Source organism: Modestobacter sp. VKM Ac-2984 (assembly GCF_026967985.1).
Lineage (GTDB): Bacteria > Actinomycetota > Actinomycetes > Mycobacteriales > Geodermatophilaceae > Modestobacter.
The window spans coordinates 39,510-58,339 of sequence record NZ_JAPVBJ010000007.1; the positions used below are offsets into that span (position 1 = coordinate 39,510).

16 protein-coding genes are annotated in these 18,830 nt (G+C 75.7%); 9 read left to right on the forward strand and 7 right to left on the reverse strand.

Annotated elements, in window-relative coordinates; all coding sequences use genetic code 11:
- Nucleotides 1-36: 36 nt before the first annotated feature.
- Both O2W16_RS14855 and O2W16_RS14860 read right to left on the reverse strand, forming a co-directional pair.
- Nucleotides 37-948 (reverse strand): universal stress protein, encoded by a 912-nt coding sequence (locus O2W16_RS14855; protein WP_269159587.1) that lies wholly within the window; start codon nucleotides 946-948, stop codon nucleotides 37-39.
- Nucleotides 949-1,043: 95 nt separating this feature from the next.
- Nucleotides 1,044-2,330: an alpha-hydroxy-acid oxidizing protein gene (locus O2W16_RS14860; protein ID WP_269159588.1), complete on the reverse strand. Its 1,287-nt coding sequence runs from the start codon at nucleotides 2,328-2,330 to the stop codon at nucleotides 1,044-1,046.
- A 258-nt stretch (nucleotides 2,331-2,588) separates the two neighbouring features.
- On the opposite strand from O2W16_RS14860, the gene O2W16_RS14865 reads away from it, so the two are divergent.
- The 9 genes from O2W16_RS14865 to O2W16_RS14905 all read left to right on the forward strand — a co-directional run bounded on the left by O2W16_RS14865 (nucleotide 2,589) and on the right by O2W16_RS14905 (nucleotide 12,239).
- Nucleotides 2,589-3,806, forward strand: coding sequence for a hypothetical protein (locus O2W16_RS14865; protein WP_269159589.1), 1,218 nt, complete (start codon nucleotides 2,589-2,591; stop codon nucleotides 3,804-3,806).
- Nucleotides 3,807-3,865: 59 nt separating this feature from the next.
- Nucleotides 3,866-4,381: a MarR family winged helix-turn-helix transcriptional regulator gene (locus tag O2W16_RS14870; RefSeq protein WP_269159590.1), complete on the forward strand. Its 516-nt coding sequence runs from the start codon at nucleotides 3,866-3,868 to the stop codon at nucleotides 4,379-4,381.
- Between the two features lie 142 nt (nucleotides 4,382-4,523).
- Nucleotides 4,524-6,023: an HAD-IIIA family hydrolase gene (locus tag O2W16_RS14875; protein WP_269159591.1), complete on the forward strand. Its 1,500-nt coding sequence runs from the start codon at nucleotides 4,524-4,526 to the stop codon at nucleotides 6,021-6,023.
- Nucleotides 6,020-7,021, forward strand: a complete 1,002-nt coding sequence (locus O2W16_RS14880; RefSeq protein ID WP_269159592.1) for a glycosyltransferase family 9 protein — start codon at nucleotides 6,020-6,022, stop codon at nucleotides 7,019-7,021. The genes O2W16_RS14875 and O2W16_RS14880 overlap by 4 nt, the downstream gene beginning before the upstream one ends.
- Entirely contained in the window at nucleotides 7,018-7,983 is a 966-nt protein-coding gene (locus O2W16_RS14885; protein ID WP_269159593.1) for a glycosyltransferase, read from the forward strand. The genes O2W16_RS14880 and O2W16_RS14885 overlap by 4 nt, the downstream gene beginning before the upstream one ends.
- Complete coding sequence (locus O2W16_RS14890) at nucleotides 7,980-9,188, forward strand: glycosyltransferase (RefSeq protein ID WP_269159594.1); 1,209 nt, start codon at nucleotides 7,980-7,982, stop codon at nucleotides 9,186-9,188. The genes O2W16_RS14885 and O2W16_RS14890 overlap by 4 nt, the downstream gene beginning before the upstream one ends.
- Before the next feature lie 23 nt (nucleotides 9,189-9,211).
- Nucleotides 9,212-9,880 carry a D-sedoheptulose-7-phosphate isomerase gene (locus O2W16_RS14895; protein WP_269159595.1) on the forward strand — a complete coding sequence of 223 codons (669 nt, stop codon included), beginning with the start codon at nucleotides 9,212-9,214 and terminating at the stop codon, nucleotides 9,878-9,880.
- On the forward strand, nucleotides 9,877-11,274 hold the full coding sequence (rfaE2, locus tag O2W16_RS14900; RefSeq protein ID WP_269159596.1) for a D-glycero-beta-D-manno-heptose 1-phosphate adenylyltransferase: 1,398 nt from the start codon (nucleotides 9,877-9,879) through the stop codon (nucleotides 11,272-11,274). Before O2W16_RS14895 ends, rfaE2 begins: the two co-directional genes overlap by 4 nt.
- Before the next feature lie 20 nt (nucleotides 11,275-11,294).
- Complete coding sequence (locus O2W16_RS14905; protein WP_269159597.1) at nucleotides 11,295-12,239, forward strand: glycosyltransferase family 9 protein; 945 nt, start codon at nucleotides 11,295-11,297, stop codon at nucleotides 12,237-12,239.
- A gap of 39 nt (nucleotides 12,240-12,278) precedes the next feature.
- Here the strand turns inward: O2W16_RS14905 and O2W16_RS14910 are convergent, their stop codons facing one another.
- From O2W16_RS14910 to O2W16_RS14930, 5 genes are all read right to left on the reverse strand, one after another.
- Nucleotides 12,279-13,940, reverse strand: coding sequence for a VWA domain-containing protein (locus O2W16_RS14910; protein ID WP_269159598.1), 1,662 nt, complete (start codon nucleotides 13,938-13,940; stop codon nucleotides 12,279-12,281).
- Between the two features lie 170 nt (nucleotides 13,941-14,110).
- Nucleotides 14,111-15,082, reverse strand: a complete 972-nt coding sequence (locus tag O2W16_RS14915; RefSeq protein WP_269159599.1) for a UDP-glucuronic acid decarboxylase family protein — start codon at nucleotides 15,080-15,082, stop codon at nucleotides 14,111-14,113.
- A 203-nt stretch (nucleotides 15,083-15,285) separates the two neighbouring features.
- Nucleotides 15,286-16,623 carry an ABC transporter substrate-binding protein gene (locus tag O2W16_RS14920; protein ID WP_269159600.1) on the reverse strand — a complete coding sequence of 446 codons (1,338 nt, stop codon included), beginning with the start codon at nucleotides 16,621-16,623 and terminating at the stop codon, nucleotides 15,286-15,288.
- A 113-nt stretch (nucleotides 16,624-16,736) separates the two neighbouring features.
- The gene (locus tag O2W16_RS14925) at nucleotides 16,737-17,912 is read right to left on the reverse strand and encodes a branched-chain amino acid ABC transporter permease (protein ID WP_269159601.1); all 1,176 of its coding nucleotides are present in this window, start codon (nucleotides 17,910-17,912) and stop codon (nucleotides 16,737-16,739) included.
- A 2-nt stretch (nucleotides 17,913-17,914) separates the two neighbouring features.
- Nucleotides 17,915-18,799 (reverse strand): branched-chain amino acid ABC transporter permease, encoded by an 885-nt coding sequence (locus tag O2W16_RS14930; RefSeq protein ID WP_269159602.1) that lies wholly within the window; start codon nucleotides 18,797-18,799, stop codon nucleotides 17,915-17,917.
- Nucleotides 18,800-18,830 lie beyond the last annotated feature (31 nt).

Here is an 18,830-nt window from a genome sequence, read left to right on the forward strand (position 1 = left end):
GCCCGCACCAACTGTGACCCACGGCACAATCGGACGTCAAGAGGCTGGCGGTGAGCCCCCGTCGCCACGCGGCACCACCAGCACCGGCACGGTGGCGGCGCGCAGGATCTTCGTCGCCGTCGAGCCGAGGAACACCCGCCCCGCCGGCCCGAGCCGCGAGGACCCGATGACCAGCACGTCGCCGGGGGCCCAGGTCACGGCGGCCACCGCCCCCGCCCAGCCGGCGCCGTGGCCCTGCACGGTCTCCGGGGTGGCGTCGGGCCCGGGCCAGTCCGCGACGACGTCGTCCAGCGAGCCCTGCACCCGACCGGCCCACTCCTCGCTGACCACCTGCTCCAGCGGGAGGCCGGTCTCCGAGGGCAGCAGGGCGGCGCGTTCGGGCACGAAGGTCGCCAGCCGGACCGGCACGCCCCAACGGCCGGCGAGGACGCGGGTGGCCGCGAGCGCGTCGGTGGAGCGGGCGGCGTCGGCCCACGTGCAGGTGAGCCGGGTGGGCTCCGCCGGCGCCGACCACGCCCGCGGGGCCAGCGCCAGGGGCACCGGCGAGCTGTGCAGCAGCGGTTCGGCGACCGAGCCGGCCGCGAACCGACCTTCCGGCGCCTCGGTCGCGGCGCCGAGCACCAGGACCCGTGCCTTGTACCGGTGGGCCGCCTCCACCAGCCCGGCGGGCACCGAGGACGCCGGGACGACGGCGGTGCGGACGTCCTCGACGCCCGCGGCACGCAGCGCGGTGAGCGCCTCCGCGTGCCGGGTGGCGGTCAGGGCGGCCCGCCACTGCCGGTACTCGTGGTCCAGTCGGGAGATGGTCCCGTCCGGCGGGTCGAGCGGCACGACCGTCGTCACGACGACCGGGGAGCCCTCCGCACCGGCCAGCCCAGCGGCCAGCCGGAGTGCGGCGTCGTCCCCGCCGCTGTGCTCGGCGGCCTCCCAGCCCAGCAGGACGGTCATCGGACGCCGGGCTGCGGGGAAGCGGTCACGATCCGCACTGTCCCCCGTGTGCGCCGCCCTGACCACCCCGGACGGTCATCTCGTCCCGGCGGGCGTCAGGGGCGGCGGCGCAGGACCTCCCGGGAGAGCTGGTCGACGGCGGTGTGCCCGGTGAGCCCCAGCGTCAGGTCGAACTCGCCGAGCACGTCCTCGACCACCTGCCGGACGCCGTCCTCGCCGGCCACCCCCAGGCCCCACGCGTAGGGCCGCCCCAGCAGCACCGCCCGCGCGCCCAGGGCGACGGCCACCAGCACGTCGGCGCCGCTGCGCACCCCGCTGTCGAACAGCACCGGCACCCGGTCGGCGACGGCGTCCACGACGTCGGGCAGCGCGTCCAGGGCGGCGATCGAGCGGTCGACCTGCCGCCCGCCGTGGGTGCTGACCACCACCCCGTCGACGCCCTCCTCGACCGCCCGCCGGGCGTCGTCCGGGTGCAGGACGCCCTTGAGCACGATCGGCAGCCGGGTGCGCTCGCGCAGCCAGGCCAGGTCGGCCCAGGTGATCGACGGGCGGGAGTAGATGGACAGGAAGGTCTCGACGGCGGCCCGGGGGAGCGGGGACCGCAGGTTCTCCACCAGCGGGCCGGGCCAGGCGCGGGCCATCCCGACCAGCGCCCGGACCGCGGCGAGATTCGGTCGCGGCTGGGGGTCCCGCGGTGCGCCGGCCGCCGCGGCCCGCTCCTCGACCAGCCGGCGGAACACCGGGTCGGAGGTGTACTGCGCGATGCCCTTGCCCAGCGCGAACGGCAGGTGGCCGAGGTCCAGGTCGCGCGGGCGCCAGCCGAGCATCGTGGTGTCCAGCGTGACCACGACGGCGTCGCAGCCGGTGGCCTCGGCCCGACCCAGCAGGCTCTCCACCAGCTCGTCGGAGGTGGACCAGTACAGCTGCATCCACCGCGGGCTGTCGCCCATCGCCGCTGCGGTGGTCTCCATCGGCACCGAGGCCTGGTTGGAGAAGACCATCGGCACCCCGACCGCCGCCGCGGCCCGGGCGACGGCGAGGTCGCCCTCCGGGTGCACCAGCTCGAGCGCACCCACCGGCCCGAGCAGCACGGGAGCGGGGATCCGGCGTCCGAACAGCTCGACCGAGGTGTCGCGGCGGCTGACGTCGCGCAGCACCCGGGGCACCACGGACCAGTGGTCGAACGCCGTCCGGTCGGCCCGTTGGGTGGCCTCGTCGCCGGCGCCGCCCGCGACGTAGCCGTAGGCCCGGGCGTCCAGCCGGCGCTTCGCCTCCCGGGCCAGCGCCCGGTACACGGTGGGCACCCGGGGGTGCCTGCCGTAGACGCCCGCCCGGTAGACCACGTCCTGCCGCCGCCGCCCGGTCCCTGCCGCTGAGGTCATCAGCTCACCGTAGTGACCGAGGTCTCCCCGCCGGCCCCGGCACCGCCACCGGCGGGACCAGGCGCTGGTGGCGGCCGCGCGCGGGTCGACCCGCCCGGTCGACACGCCCGTGGCGACACGCCAGTGGGACGGGAGTGACGGGTGTGGCGGACTCGCAGCTGGTCAGCGCCGCGGGGCATGGTGGAGGCAGTTGCTGGGCAGGACGACTGCACGTCGCAGAGCAGTCGTCCACCGGGCGCTGGAGAACGGGGGACCGCCGTGCCGCTGACGCGCCCGGTCGCCCGCCCGGCGCTGACCGCCGGCCTCGCGCTCGGCGCGATCCTGGTGGCCGGGGTCGCCGCGGCCGGTCCAGCCGCTGCGCTGGAGGACCCGCGGCGCCCGACCGCGTCGGTCACCCACGGCCCCAGCTGCGGCCCGGCCGTCGTCCGGGTCCAGGTCACCAACGGCACCGAGCCGCACCGGGTCGCCCTGGTCTTCGACGGGGTCGAGCAGCAGGACGTCGCCGACCTCGACCCCGGCGAGCAGGTGGAGCTGACCAGCGAGGACGTCGACTGGGGCGTCACCGTCGAGGTGTCGGTGACGGTCGCGGACCCGGACGGGACGGTGGAGCAGCCGCTGCACTTCCAGACCTACACGCGGCCGAGCGAGGAGGACTGCGCGGCGGTCATGCCGCCGCCCACCCCGGTGACGCCGACCCCGACGTCGGATCCGTCGACGCCGACCGCCACCCCGGGGCCGTCGACGCCACCTCCGTCGAGCCCCCCTCCCTCGACCCCCGAGCCCTCGACCCCTGAGCCCTCGACCCCCGAGCCCTCCACTCCTGAGCCCTCGACGGCCGAGCCGTCGACCCCTGCGCCGTCCAGCACGACGCCCCCTCCCGTGCCGGCCAGCCCGACGCCGGCCCCCGTGTCGTCCAGCACGACGCAGTGGCCCAGGACCCCGTCCCTGCCCGCGACGCCGCTGCCCACCGCAGCGGACCGCACCACGTCGGCACCCACGGCCTCCAGCGGTGCGCCGTCGAGCACGTCCTCGACGGAGGCCGACGCCGGGTCCGGTGGCCCGTCCCGTTCCAGCGGTGACGCGAGCTGGTCCCCGGTGGCGTCGGTGTCGCCGGGCGGGGTGGTGACCGTGCGGGCCAGCGGCTTCCTGCCGGGTGAGCCGGTCGAGGTCCGCCTGGCCGGCGACGGGGAGCTGCTCAGCACCGTCACCGCGGCGGCCGACGGCAGCGTCGAGGCGGTCGTCCAGATCCCGCGCGGTGTCGCGCTGGGTGAGGCCACGCTGGAGTTCGTCGGCGGCGAGTCCGCGGCGACCGCCGAGGTCGACCTGGAGGTGGCCGCCCGCGCCGCGCCGGTGACCGAGCAGACCGGCCAACCGGTGGTGCTCGCCGCCGGGCTGGCCCTGCTCACCGCGGCCGGCGCGATCGGGCTGGTGGGTGTGCGCCGGTCGGGGAGCGGGCACCCCGGGGGGCGACGGTGAGCGGGCAGTCCGGTGGACGGCACCGGGACGAGCGCTGCGAAGGAGACGTGGACCCACCGATGGACCAGCCTGCGGACCGGCTGCACGACGGCGCACCACCGCGGGGGGTGCCCCGGGACGTGCGGGGCCTGGCCGCCGCCGGACCGAGCGCGCCGGAGACCTGGCTGCGGATCGTCCAGGTGCACGACCGGATCACCCGGCGGGTCGACTCGGCGCTGCACCGCCAGCACGGGTTGTCGCTCACCGGATTCGAGGTGCTGCGCCGTGTGGCCGAGTCCCCGGCGGAGCACGCCTCGATGGGCGACCTGGCCGAGGCGGTCGGCCTCTCCCGGCCGGGGATCACCAGCACCGTCAACCGCCTCGTCGAGGACGGGCTGGTCACCCGCGAGCGACTGGACGGCGACCGGCGGCTGCTGCACGCCCGGCTGACCGACACCGGCCGGGACCGCGTCCGCGCGGCCATGTCCACCCACGACGACCTGGTCGCCCACCTGCTGACGATGCTCGGCGACGACGCCGCCGTGGTCACCGATGCGCTCGCCCGGGTGTCCTCCGCGACCCGTCGCCCGCGCTGAACGAGGGCCCCGCCGCCCACCCCGGCCGCCGCCCGTCGTCCCTGCTGCTCACCCTGACCGGGTCCGCCACGTCCGGGTGGACGGCCGGACAACTTAAAGCCCGTAGTGTTTCGGAGACGATCTTCGGGGCACGATTCCGGACATGTCCGGTGCCCTCTGCAACTGCACGGTCGTCGTACCGACGATCGGACGGCCGTCGCTGGGCGTTCTCCTCGACGCCCTGGCCGACGCCACCGGCCCGCGTCCGGCCGAGATCGTGCTGGTCGACGACCGGCCCAGCGGCGAACCGCTGCGCCCGGAACGCCCGGGCCTGCCCCCGGTCCGGGTGGTGCGCACCGGCGGTGGCGGGCCGGCGGTGGCCCGCAACCTGGGCTGGCGCACCGCGCGCACCGAGTGGATCGCCTTCCTGGACGACGACGTCGTCCCCGACCACGACTGGTTCGCCCGGCTCGCCGATGACCTCGCCGCCCTGCCCGCCGACGCGGCCGGCACCCAGGGCCGGGTGCGGGTCCCGCTGCCGGACGACCGCCGCCCCACCGACTGGGAGCGCGGCACCGCGGGGCTGGCCACCAGCAGCTGGATCACCGCAGACCTGGCCTACCGCCGGTCCGCACTGGCCGCGGTCGGCGGGTTCGACGAGCGCTTCCCCCGGGCCTTCCGGGAGGACTCCGACCTGGCGCTGCGGATCATGGACACCGGGTCGGCGCTGACCCGTGGCGAGCGGTGGATCACCCACCCGGTCCGACCGACCGACCGCTGGGTGTCCGCCCGGGTGCAGGCCGGCAACGCCGACGACGTCCTCATGCGCCGGCTGCACGGGCCGACCTGGCGGGCGCGCGCCGACGCCGCCGTCGGCCGCCGTCCCCGCCACCTGGCCGTCACGGCGGCGGCGGTGGCCGCCCTCGGGCTGGCCGCCGCGGGGCGGCCGCGCGCCGCGGCGCTCGCGGCCCTGGGCTGGGCCGCCGGCACCGCCGAGTTCGCCTGGGCGCGGATCGCCCCCGGGCCACGGGACCGCGCCGAGGTCACCACCATGCTCGCCAGCAGCGCGCTGATCCCGCCGCTGGCCAGCTGGCACTTCCTGCGCGGCGCCCTGCAGCACCGCACCGTGATCCCGTGGCGCGGCCTGCCCGACCTGGTCCTCTTCGACCGCGACGGCACGCTGGTGCACGACGTGCCCTACAACGGCGACCCGGCCCAGGTGCGCCCGGTCGACGGCGCCCGCGAGGTGCTGGACGCCCTCCGCGCGCGCGGCGTGCGGATCGGCCTGGTCACCAACCAGTCCGGCGTGGGCCGGGGGCTGATCACCCGGGCGCAGGCCGATGCGGTCAACGCCCGCGTCGCCGAGCTGCTCGGCCCCTTCGACACCGTCCAGGTGTGCGCGCACGCGCCCGAGGACGGCTGCGACTGCCGCAAGCCGGCTCCCGGCATGGTCAAGGCCGCCTGCGCCGAGCTCGACGTCGACCCGTCCCGCGTCGTCGTCATCGGTGACATCGGTGCCGACGTCGAGGCCGCCACCGCGGCCGGTGCCGCCTCGGTCCTGGTGCCGACGACGGTCACCCGCCCCGCCGAGGTCACCGCCGCGGCACACCGGGCGCCCACCCTGGTCGACGCGGTCGAGGACGTGCTGGCAGGCGCCTGGTGACGCGCACCGTCCTGGTCGCCCGGCTGGACAACGCCGGCGACGTGCTGCTGCAGGGCCCGCTGGTGCGCGCCGTGGCCGCCGGCGCCGACCGGGTGGTCTTCCTGGCCAGCCCGCAGGGCACGGCGGCGGCCGAGCTGCTGCCCGGCATCGACGACGTGCTGACCTGGCACTGCCCGTGGATCGACGGCTCGCCGCAGCCGGTGGACGCCGAGGACATCGCCGCGCTCGCCGACCGGGTCCGCGCCCTCGGCGTCGAGGAGGCGGTGGTGAGCACCAGCTTCCACCAGTCGCCGCTGCCGCTGGCCCTGGTGCTGCGCACCGCGGGCGTGCGGCGGATCTCCGCGATCAGCGTCGACTACCCCGGCTCGCTGCTCGACGTCCGGCACCGGGTGGAGGACGACCTGCCGGAGCCGGAACGGGCGCTCTCACTGGCCCGCGCCGCCGGCTTCGAGCTGCCGGCCGGGGACGACGGGAAGCTCGCCGTGCGCCGTCCGCTGCCGGCCACCGGCCAGGAGCCGGGCTACGTCGTCCTGCACCCCGGTGCCTCGGTGCCCGCGCGGGCCTGGCCGGTCGAGCGCTGTGCCGAGGCGGTCGAGGCGCTCACCGACGCCGGCCGGCGGGTGCTGGTCACCGGCGGGCCGGGGGAGCGGGCGCTGACCGCGGCCGTCGCCGGCCGGCGCGGCACCGACCTCGGCGGGGCCACCACGCTGGCCGAGATGGCCGCGCTGCTCGACGGTGCGGCCGCCGTCGTCGTCGGCAACACCGGCCCGGCGCACCTGGCCGCCGCCGTCGGCACGCCCGTCGTCTCCCTCTTCTCCCCGGTCGTCCCGGCCGTGCGGTGGGCGCCCTACGGTGTGCCCACCGTGCTGCTCGGCGACCAGTCCGCCCCGTGCCGCGACACCCGGGCCCGCGAGTGCCCGGTGCCCGGTCATCCCTGTCTGACGTCGGTGAGCCCAGCCGACGTCGTCGCCGCCGTCGACAAGGTGGTCGCACCATGAACGTCCTGCTCTGGCACGTGCACGGCTCCTGGACGACGTCGTTCGTCCAGGGCACCCACGACTACCTGCTCCCGGTGACCCCGGATCGCGGCCCCGACGGCCTGGGCCGCGCCCGCACCTGGGAGTGGCCCGCGTCGGCCCGCGAGGTCACCCCCGACCAGCTGCGCGACGAGGACGTCGACGTCGTCGTGCTGCAGCGCACCCGCGACCTCGAGCTGGTCCGCGAGTGGCTCGGCCGCGAGCCCGGCCGCGACCTCCCGGCCGTCTTCCTGGAGCACAACGCCCCCGACGGGGCGGTGCCGAACACCCGGCACCCGCTGGCCGACCAGCGCGAGATCCCGATCGCCCACGTCACCTTCTTCAACCAGCTCTTCTACGACAACGGCAGCGCCCCGACGACGGTCATCGAGCACGGCATCGTCGACCCGGGCGAGCGGTACACCGGCGAGCTGGCCCGCGCCGGCGTGGTGGTCAACGAGCCGGTCCGCCGGGGCCGGTACACCGGCGGCGACCTGCTGCCGCTGCTGTCCGCGGCCGCGCCGCTGGACGTGTTCGGGATGGGCCTGGCCGGGCTGCACGAGCGCTACGGGCTGGACCCGGACCGGGTGGGCCTGTACGACGACCCGCCGCAGGCCGCCATGCACGACGAGCTCGCCCGCCGCCGGGTCTACGTGCACCCGGTGCGCTGGACCTCCCTGGGACTGTCGCTGCTGGAGGCGATGCACCTGGGCATGCCGGTCGTCGGGCTGGCCACGACCGAGGCCGTCGAGGCGGTGCCGGCCGAGGCCGGGGTGCTCTCCACCCGGCCCGAGCGGCTGGCCGAGGCGGTCCGGCACTTCGTCGCCGAGCCGGACGCCGCCCGGCTGGCCGGCAAGGCCGCCCGCGCCGCGGCGCTGGAGCGGTACGGGCTGGACCGCTTCCTGGCCGACTGGGACACGCTGCTGAGCGAGGTGACCCGATGAGGATCGACCTGGTGAGCGAGCACGCCTCGCCGCTGGCCGCGATCGGCGGCGTCGACGCCGGCGGGCAGAACGTGCACGTGGCGGCGCTCGCCGCCGGCCTGGCCCAGCGTGGGCACCAGGTCACCGTGCACACCCGCCGGGACGACGCCGCGCTGCCCGACCGGGTGACCACGGCGGACGGCTACGACGTCGCGCACGTCGCCGCCGGGCCCGCCCGGGTCGTGCCCAAGGACGAGCTGCTCCAGCACATGGCGACCTTCGCCGACGTGCTGCGCGCCGAGTGGTCGACGACCCGGCCCGACGTCGTGCACGCGCACTTCTGGATGAGCGGCCTGGCCTCGGTGCAGGCCGCGTCCGGCCTCGGCATCCCGGTGCTGCAGACCTTCCACGCGCTCGGCTCGGTCAAGCGCCGGCACCAGGGCGACGCCGACACCTCGCCCGAGCAGCGGATCGACCTGGAACGCGGGCTGTGCGCCGACGTCGACCACGTGGTCGCCACCTGCAGCGACGAGGTGTTCGAGCTGCGCCGGCTCGGGCTGCCCAGCGACCGGGTGTCGATCGTGCCGTGCGGCGTGGACACCGACGAGTTCACGCCGGACGGGCCGGTCGCGCCGCGCTCCGGCCGTCCCCGGCTGCTGGTGCTGGGCCGGCTGGTCGAGCGGAAGGGCCAGGAGGACGCCGTCCGGGCGCTGGCCGCCGTCCCCGACGCCGAGCTGGTCGTCGTGGGCGGCCCGCCGACCGACGAGCTGGACACCGACCCGGAGGTCTGCCGGCTGCGGGCCGTCGCCGCGGAGCTGGGGGTCGCCGACCGGCTGGTCTTCACCGGCGCGGTGTCCCGGGCCGACGTGCCGGGCTGGATCCGCTCGGCCGACGTCGTCCTGGCGGTGCCCTGGTACGAGCCCTTCGGCATCACCCCGCTGGAGGCGATGGCCTGCGGCCGGCCGGTCGTGGCCACCGCCGTCGGCGGGCTGGTCGACACCGTCGCCGACGGCGTGACCGGCGACCTCGTCCCAGCACGTGACCCCGACGCCCTCGGGCAGGCGCTGGCCGCCCTGCTCGCCGACGACGAGCGGCGGGTCGCCTACGGCGCCGCCGGCGTCACCCGGGCCCGGACCCGCTACCGCTGGTCCCGGGTCGTCGCCGACACCGACGCCGTGTACCGGCAGGTGGTTTCCGCCCGGACCCCGGTGGAGGCCGCCCGATGAACCCCCTCGCTGGAAGGACCGTCATGAGCACCGCACCCTCCTCCGACCTCGAGGTCGTCTCGCCCGACACCTGCACGCACCTCACCGGGCACGACCACGTCGCCTCGCTGCGCACCGCGCTGCGCGGCCTCGACGAGCAGGTCGAGACGCTGGACCGCTGGGGCCGGCTGCTCGCCGACGTGCTGACCGGGCCGTCCCGCGGCCGGCTGCTGGCCGCCGGGAACGGCGGCAGCGCGGCGCAGGCGCAGCACCTCACCGCCGAGCTGGTCGGCCGCTACCGCGCCGACCGCCCGCCGTTCTCCGCGATCTGCCTGACCGCCGAGACCTCGTCGCTGACGGCGATCGCCAACGACTACCCGGCCGACGAGCTGTTCGCCCGGCAGGTCGAGGCACACGGCCGGGACGGCGACGTGCTGGTGCTGCTGTCGACCAGCGGCCGCAGCCCCAACGCGGTCGCCGCGGCCCGCCGGGCCCGCGAGTGCGGGATCACCGTGCTGGCGATGACCGGCCCGGCGCCCAACCCGCTGGCCGCCGTCGCCGACGAGACGGTCGCCGTCGACTCGCCGTGGACCGCGACGGTGCAGGAGTGCCACCTCGTCGCGCTGCACCTGCTGTGCGCCGCCTTCGACGCCGCCGTGCTCGCCGACTCGCCCCGGATCTCCACCCGCAGCCACGTCGAGGTGGTCTCGTGACCCGCGGGGTCTCCCGGCCGATCGTCGTGGTCGGTGACGCCCTGCTGGACGTCGACCTCGTCGGGACGGCGTCCCGGTTGACCCCCGACGCCCCGGTGCCGGTGGTCGAGGACGTCGAGACCCGCGAACGCCCGGGCGGGGCCGCACTGGCCGCCGTGCTCGCCGCACGGTCCGCCGGCGGCCGGGAGGTCGTGCTGGTCACCCCGCTCGCCGACGACGAGGGCGCCGCCCGGCTGCGCGCCCTGCTCGACGGCCGGGTCCGGCTGATCGAGATCCCGGCCAGCAGCACCACCCCGGTCAAGCAGCGGATCCGGGTCGGTGACCACTCCGTCGCCCGGCTGGACAGCGGGGGAGCGGTCGCCACCTTCGGCGCGCTCCCGGCCGCCGCCGCGACGGCGATCGGGGACGCCGCCGCCGTGCTGGTCGCCGACTACGGCCGCGGCACGACGTCGGCCCCCGACGTGCGGGCCGCGCTCTCCGCCGCCTCGGGCCCGGTGGTCTGGGACCCGCACCCCCGCGGCGCGGAGCCGGTGCCCTCGACCCGCCTGGTCACCCCCAACGGTGCCGAGGCGACCCGGGCAGCCGGCCTGGACGTGACCGGCGAGGGGCTCGCCGCGGTCGGCGCCCGGGCGGAGGCGCTCATCGCGCACTGGGGGGTCGGCGCCGTCGCGATCACCCTCGGTGCCCGCGGCGCCCTGCTCTCCTACGGCGAGGGCGCGCCGATGGTCGTCCCCGCCACCCCGGTCACCGGCGGTGACCCGTGCGGCGCCGGTGACGCCTTCGCCGCCGCGGTCACCGTGGCCCTGGCCGGTGGCGCGGTCACCGGCGAGGCGGTCACCGCCGCGGTCGCCGCGGCCGGGGCGTTCGTCGCCCGCGGCGGGGCCACCGCCTGGGACGCGGAGCCGGCCGTCGCGGACCCCGACACCGACGCGCCCCGCCCGGCGCCCCGGCTGGCCGCGGTGCTGGACCGGGTGCGCGCGGCCGGGGGCACCGTCGTGGCCACCGGCGGCTGCTTCGACCTGCTGCACGCCGGGCACGTCGCCACCCTGCAGGCCGCCCGCGGGCTCGGCGACTGCCTGGTGGTCTGCATCAACTCCGACGACTCGGTGCGCCGGCTCAAGGGCCCGACCCGCCCGCTGGTCACCGCTCCCGACCGGGCGCGGGTGCTGGAGGCGCTGGAGTTCGTGGACGCCGTCGTCGTCTTCGACGAGGACACCCCGGCGCAGGTGCTCGAGCAGGTGCGCCCGGACGTGTGGGCCAAGGGCGGTGACTACGCCGGCGCGGACCTCCCGGAGGCCGCGGTGCTGCAGACGTGGGGCGGGCAGGCCGTCGTCCTGCCCTACCTGGACGGCCACTCGACCACCGCCCTGGTCGAGCGCTCCCGCGTCTGGTGACCGACCCCACGCCGACAGAGATGGCCATTCCTGTCGACGGGCAGCCGGTGGCGGTGGTGTTGCGGCCGCTGGGGTTGGGGGACCTGCTCACCGGGGTGCCGGCGATCCGCGGCATCCGGGCCGCGGTGCCCGACCACCGGCTGGTGCTGGCCACCACCCGGGCGCTGGAGCCGCTGGCCGCGCTGATCGACGCCGTCGACGAGGTGCTGCCCGCCGTCGAGCTCGAGCCGCTGGACTGGGCCGGCCCGCCGCCGGAGCTCGCCGTCGACCTGCACGGCAAGGGCCCCGCCTCGCACGTCGTGGTGGCCGGCCTGCGCCCGCAGCGGCTGCTCACCTTCGACAGCCCCGGCTACCCCGGGCCGACCTGGTACGCCGACGAGCACGAGGTGCGCCGCTGGTGCCGGCTGGTCTCCGAGGGGCTGGGCGTCGACTGCGATCCGGACGCCCTGGACCTCACCGTCCCGGACGTCGAGCCGCCGGTGCGGGACGTCGCGGTCGTGCACCCGGGGGCGGCGTTCCCGGGCCGGCGCTGGCCGGCGGAGCGGTTCGCCGCCGTGGCCCGGCACCTGGCCGCCCAGGGGCTGCAGGTCGCGATCACGGGCGGCCCGGCCGAGCGGGAGCTCGCCCTGGCCGTGGCCGCGCAGGCCGGGCTGGGGGACGGCGCCGTGCTGGCCGGCCGGACGACGTCCCTCGAACTGGCCGCCGTGGTCGCCGCCGCCCGGGTGGTGGTCTGCGGGGACACCGGGGTGGCCCACCTGGCGACCGCCTACCGCCGTCCGTCCGTGGTGCTCTTCGGCCCGGTGTCACCGGCGCTGTGGGGGCCGCCGCCCCGCGCCCAGCACGTCGTCTGCTGGTACGGCGACGGCACCGGTGACCCCTGGGGGACGACGCTGGACCCCGCCCTGGCCACGGTCACCGTCGACGAGGTCACCACAGCCCTCGACGCCCTCCTCGCCCGCACCTGATCCGGCCCCTCTGCAGGGTGGGGGCAGAGGGGTCCTTCTTCAGCCGCGGCGGCGGATGGCGTCGAACAGCACGCCCTGCAGGTCCTCGGGGTCCAGTGCCTGGTAGGCCGCACCGCCGGTCGCCTCGCCGATCTGCTCCAGCGCGGCGAGGTCGGCGTCGGGGCCCAGCGCGATCCCGATGACCTTCACCGGGCGCTCCGGGTCGGCCTCGGCGCGCAGGGTGTCCAGCAGGGCGGGCAACTCGATGGCCGCCGCGTCGTCGTCGTCGGTCCCGTCGGTGATGAGGACGACGCTGTTCACCGCGTTCGGGTCGTAGGCCTCCCGCGCGGTGCGGACGGCGGCGAGGGTCGTGTCGTACAGCCCGGTGCCGCCGGGGGCGAGCAGGTTGGGCAGGGTGTCGAGCTGCTCGTCGACCAGCTCCCGCTGCGTCCGGCCACCGGCGTCGGCCCCGAGGGCGCGCAGCGGGGCCAGCTCGACCCAGTCGCGCTCGCCGTCGAGCTGGTAGGCGAAGCCCCAGACGCCGCCGGAGTAGGAGTCCGGCAGCAGGGTGAGTGCGCTCTTGGTGGCGTCGCGAGCCAGGGTGGCGCGGGTGCCGTCGCCGGCCGGGGCGTTCATCGAGGTGGAGACGTCGATGACGGTGAGCAGCCGGGACGGGGTGGCCAGGCTGGACAGCCGGCCGAGCAGGGCCTGCACCGCGGCGGCGTCCAGCTCCAGCGCCTCCGGCGCCTCTGCCTGCACACCGGTGCCGGGGCCGGCGCCCTCGGGCGCGGTGCCGGCGGCGTCGCGGAAGCCGGCGGCCCGGGCCTGCTCGCCGGCCGAGGCGGCGGTCAGCGCGTCGACCACGGCGTCCACGGCCGCGGAGTCCTCCTCGGCTGAGGGCAGCCGCAGCACCGGGTAGTCCAGGGACGGAGAGCCCTCGCTCGGGTAGATCGCGACGAGGGAGTCGGAGCCGGCGGCGCGGTTGGCGGCCAGCACCTCCTGCTCGCTGACCGGCACCAGCGGTGCGTCGGCCCCGTTCTCGGTGCCGGTGGCCAGCGCGTCGGCGACGGTCGGCACGTCGCCCCGCCCGGCGGCCAGCACGGCCTCGACGACGGCGTTGTCGGCGTCCTCCCCACCGCCGAGCGACTGCCGGACGGCGGCCAGCACGGACAGCCCCTCGGCGCTGGCGGCCAGGTCGGGCACGGCCAGCGGTCGGCCGGTGGTCAGGGCCTCGCCCCAGCTGGGCGCATCGTCGGTCCAGCCCAGCTCGTCGGCGGCGGCGCGGCTGGTGGCGAGCACCAGCGGTGAGGTGGCCAGCGACCCGGCCACCTCGAGGTCGGCGCTGCTGGCGCGGGCGGCCCACAGCGAGGAGTCGGGCACCCACACCTGAGGGAGTGCGTCGGCGCCGAGGGAGCCCAGGGCGGCCAGCGTCTGCAGCGGCTCGGTGGCCTCGACGTCGGCCACGGCGCACGCGTCGCCGCCCAGCGGCAGCGGCTCGGCCAGCAGCTCCCGGACCAGCGTGTCGAGCTCGGGGGCCACGGTCACCCGGACGGTCTCGGGCTCGTCGCAACCGGCGGCCTCCGCCGTCCCGGTGTCCGGGCCGGTGGCCCACCAGGCGACGCCGGCGATCAGGGCCAGGGCGACCACGACCGCGAGCCCGGTGAGCAGGGCCGGTCGGCTGGCCGTCCCGGAACGGGCGGGAGTACGGGCGTGCCGCCCCATCTGGGTTCTCCGTCGTGTCTGGTTCCGTGCAGGCGCCCTGCGGTGACCGCGGGGCCGACGCGGGCATCGCGTCGTCTCGGCACTCTACCCAGTTCTGGGGGACAGACGGTCGGCGTTCAAGCCCACAGCGTTCGGCCGATCACGCTCCGTCGCCGGTGCGGCAGACCAGGTCAGCCGGCCCGGGCCGCGTCACCGCGCTGGGCGGCGAACCACTCCACCGTGCGCCGGAGCCCCTCCTCGGAGGGCACGCTGGGCTGCCAGCCGAGCACCTCGGTGGCCAGGGTGGTGTCCGGCCGGCGCACCTTGGGGTCGTCGACGGGGAGGTCGACGAAGCCGACCTCGGACGCCGACCCGGTGAGCCGGACGATCCAGCGGGCCAGCTCCAGCATCGACAGCTCGTCGGGGTTCCCGATGTTCATCGGGCCGGTCGCGGAGCTGAAGGCCAGCGCCAGGATGCCGCGCACCGTGTCGTCGACGTAGCAGATGGACCGCGTCTGGGAGCCGTCACCGGCGACGGTCAGCGGCCGCCCGGACAGCGCTTGGCCGACGAACGCGGGGATGGCCCGGCCGTCGTCGGCGCGCATCCGGGGGCCGTAGGTGTTGAAGATCCGCACGATCGCGGTGTCGATGCCCTGGGAGGTGCGGTAGGCGGTGGTGAGCGCCTCGCTGAAGCGCTTCGCCTCGTCGTAGACCCCGCGCGGACCCACCGGGTTGACGTTGCCCCAGTAGTCCTCGCGCTGGGGGTGCTGGAGCGGGTCGCCGTAGACCTCCGATGTGGAGGCCAGCAGGTACCGGGCGCCCTTTTCCTTGGCCAGGCCCAGCGTGTGCAGGGTGCCCAGGCTGCCGACCTTGAGGGTCTCGATCGGCATCTTCAGGTAGTCCAGCGGGCTGGCCGGGGAGGCGAAGTGCAGCACCAGGTCGACCGGTCCCGGCACGTGCACGTAGTCGGTGACGTCGCAGCGGACCAGCCGGAAGCCGGGGCGCTCCATCAGGTGCAGCACGTTCTGCGGGGAGCCGGTCAGGAAGTTGTCCAGGCAGACCACCTCGACGCCCCGGTCGAGCAGCTGCTCGCACAGGTGCGAGCCCAGGAACCCGGCACCCCCGGTCACCACTGCCCGGCGGATCTCCCGCGTGCTCCGCACTGCTCCCTGCACCGCCATCTGCCGCTCCCGTTCTGCCGAGCCCACGCCGTGCCCGGCGGGTCCCCGCGGCCCTACCCGGAGATCAACTCGCCGACACTTCGATGTCGAAGCGTCCTGGTGCCGGACGGCCGACGGGCCGCCGGCCTCCCGTGGGGAGACCGACGGCCCGTCGGTGGGACCCGTCCGCTGGACGAGGTCCGGGATCAGTCCATCACCGACTCCTCGTTCGGGATGCCGTTCTCCGGCACCTCGGCCGGCTCACCGTCGAAGTCCTCGATCGGTGCGTCGCCGATGTCGGTCAGCTGCACCGGCTCGACCTGCTCGGTGGTGTCACCGGTGATCCGGCTGATCGACATGCCGGCGGTGCCCATGTGGCTCTCCTCGGAGTAGCGGAACGGTGCGAGCACCGGCCCCTCCCAGTCGCCGCCGGCGATCTCGATGGCCTCGATCAGGTCGTCGCGCGTCGGGTTCTGGCCGGCCGCCTGCAGGGCCTGCACGGTGGTGTAGGCCTGCGCCATGCCGTAGATCCGGTAGTTGGTCAGCTCACCGTCGCCGCCGCACTCGTCCCAGATCCGCTGGAACTCCTGCACCCACGGGTTGTCCGGCTCGTCGACCGTCGGCAGGTAGTCGGTGGTCAGCGCGCCGTCGAGCAGGCTGGCGTCGCTCACCGTGCCCTGCGAGAAGTTGTTCAGCAGGTTGCCGACCAGCGTCGGGTCAGAGCCCACGTTCGAGTAGAACCACTGCGGGTCGTAGCCCAGCTGCAGCGCGGTCAGCTGCGACAGGGCGGTGTAGCTGGGCACGTTGAAGCCGACGACGAAGTCGGCCCCGGCGGCCTGCAGGGCGGCGATCTGCGGGCCGACGTTGGTGTTGCCCGGGGTGTAGCGCTCGGCGGCCACGATCTGGTCGTCGATGTACTGGCGGATGCCGGCCTCGCCGTCCTCGCCGAAGTCGTCGTCCTGGAGGAAGAGCCCGACCTTCGCGTCCGGGAAGTTCTCGGCGATGTACTCACCGATGATCTTCCCCTCGCTCTCGTAGTCGGTCTGCCAGCCGAAGGTGTAGGGGTTGGTCTCCGGGTCCGCGCCCCACAGCAGGGAGCCGGAGGAGACGAACAGGTCGGGCACGCCCTCGCTGTTCAGGAAGTCCAGGACGGCGCTGTGCGTCGGGGTGCCGAGGCCGCCGACGATGGCGAAGACCTCGTCCTCCAGAACCAGCTGGTTGACCACCTGGCTGGTGGTCGTGGGGTTGTAGGCGTCGTCGCGGTAGATGTAGTCGATCGTCCGGCCGTTCACCCCGCCCGCCTCGTTGAGGCAGTCGAAGTACGCATCGGCCCCGGTCGGGATCTCGCTGTAGCCGGGTGCGGCCACCCCGGTGAGCGGGAAGTGGGCGCCGAGCTTGATCGAGTCCTCGGTGATGCCGATGTCGGAGGCCTCGTTGGCGCTGGCGTCGCCGCCACCGCCACCGCCGCCGTCCCCGCCGCCGTCATCGCTCCCGCCACAGGCGGCGAGGGTGGAGGCGGCGGTGGCTGCGGCGATGGCGGTCATGAGACGTCGAGAGGATCTGGACAACGGTTCTCCTCTGGTGCTGTCCGGGCATCGTTGCCCGGGGGTGTGTGGGGGGTCGTGGGGCCGGGAGCGGCGGTTCGGTCTGGTCGTCCTCACCCCCTGCTCGACTGGGCGGCCGACCGCTTCGCCTGGCGGGTGAGCCAGCGCATGCGGAGGGTGCCGACGACGCCGGCGGGGGCGAAGATCATCGCGACGATGAGCACCACGCCGTAGACGAACGGCGCCAGCTGGGCGGCCTCGGTGTTGTCCAGGCCCCAGCCGGCACCCAGGTCGGTGACGAACGGCGGCAGGAAGACCAGCAGCGCCGAGCCGAGCAGTGCGCCGAGCAGGCTGCCCAGCCCGCCGATCACGATCGCCGTGAGCAGGGCCAGGGAGAGGACCAGAGTGAAGCCGCTGGGGGCGGCCAGTCGGACGACGAGGGCCAGCACGCCGCCGGCCAGCCCGGCAGCCGCCGCGCTCACCACGAAGGCGAGCACCCGCCACGCGCCGAGGTTGATCCCGGCGAGCTCGGCGGCGACCTCCTGGTCGCGCACCGCGCGCCAGGTGCGGCCGATCCGGCTGCGGATCAGGTTGGCCAGCAGGAAGTAGGTGATCAGCAGGCAGATGGCGCCGAGGTAGGCCAGCCACTTCGTGTTGGTCGCCGAGTTGCCGGAGACGGCGCTGATGAAGGACTCGAACGCCTCCGGGGCCCGGGGGGCCCGCACCCGCATGCCCTGCTCGCCGCCGAGGACGTCGTGGAAGTAGATCGCCAGGCCGGGCAGGCCGACGGCGAGGGCGAGGGTGGCGCCGGCCAGGTAGGGGCCGTGCAGCCGGGCGGCCGCCACCCCGACCAGGGCGCCGACGGCGGTGGCCGTCACGATCGCGGCCAGCAGGATCAGCGGCAGCGGCAGCGGCTCGTCGGCGGAGAGGAACAGCGCGGTGGTGTACGCGCCCACCGCCATCAGGGCGCCGTGGCCCAGCGAGATCTGGCCGTTCATCCCGGTCAGCACGGTCAGCCCGCCGGCCGCGATGGCGTAGTAGGTCAGCGTGGCCAGCTGGGAGTTGGTGAACGGGTCGGTGATCTCCAGCAGCACCACCGCGCCGACGGCCGCGAGCAGCAGCACCAGCAGGTGCCGCAGCAGCGTCGACTGGGGGAGCAGGCTGCGCCGCCGGCTGGCCGTGGGCTGGTCGGCTCCGGCGGTCGCCTCGGTGGGGGCCTCCTCGGCGGTCTTGCTGCCGGTCGTCCTGCCCTCGGCGGTCGTGTTCGCGGGGCTCTGCAGGTCGCTCATCGTCATGCCCTCCGGGCCGTGCTGCTGGCGAAGAGGCCACCGGGCCGCACGAGCAGCACGACCATCAGGATGACCAGGGCGGCGACGTTGACCAGGGCGCTGCCCCGCTCGACGTAGCCGCTGACGTAGCTGAGGGCCAGGCCCAGGATCAGCCCGCCGACGATGGCGCCGATGGGGGAGTCCAGCCCACCGAGCACGGCGGCGACGAAGCCGAAGACGATCAGGCTGTCCATGTAGGCGGGGTAGACGAACTCCCCGCCGGCGATGAGCAGCCCGGCCAGCGAGCCGACGACGGCGGCGAGCGCCCAGCCCAGGGTGAGCATCCGGCCGACCCGCACGCCGAGCAGCCGGGCGACCTCCTGGCCGAACGCCGAGGCGCGCATGGCCAGGCCGATCCGGGTGAACCGGAAGAGCACCACCAGCAGCGCCATGGTGACCAGCACCGCGGCGATCACCCAGACGCTGTTCGGGGTGAGGGCGATCCGGTTGTCGCCGACCTGGAAGCCCTCCAGGCCGAACGGGGTCGGGAAGGACTGGAACGCCGAGCCGAAGACGATCGCGATCGCGGCCTGGATGGCGACGAAGAGGCCCAGGGTCACGATGACCGCGTTGAGCTCCGGCCCGCCCTCGACGGGCCGGATGACGACCCGTTCGATGATGGCGCCCAGCAGCAGCCCGGAGAGCAGGGCGACGATCAGCGCGACCCAGTAGGACTGCCCGGCCTGGATCAGCGCGAGCGCGATGAACGTCGTCGCCGCCGCCATCGAGCCCTGCGCGAAGTTGACGATCCGGGTGGACCGCCAGATCAGCACCAGGGCGAGGGCGAAGGCCGAGTAGACCATTCCCTCGGTCAGCCCGGTGAGGGTGACGTTCACGAAGTACTGCACGGAGGAGGTGCCTTCCTGGCGGTGCGGAGCG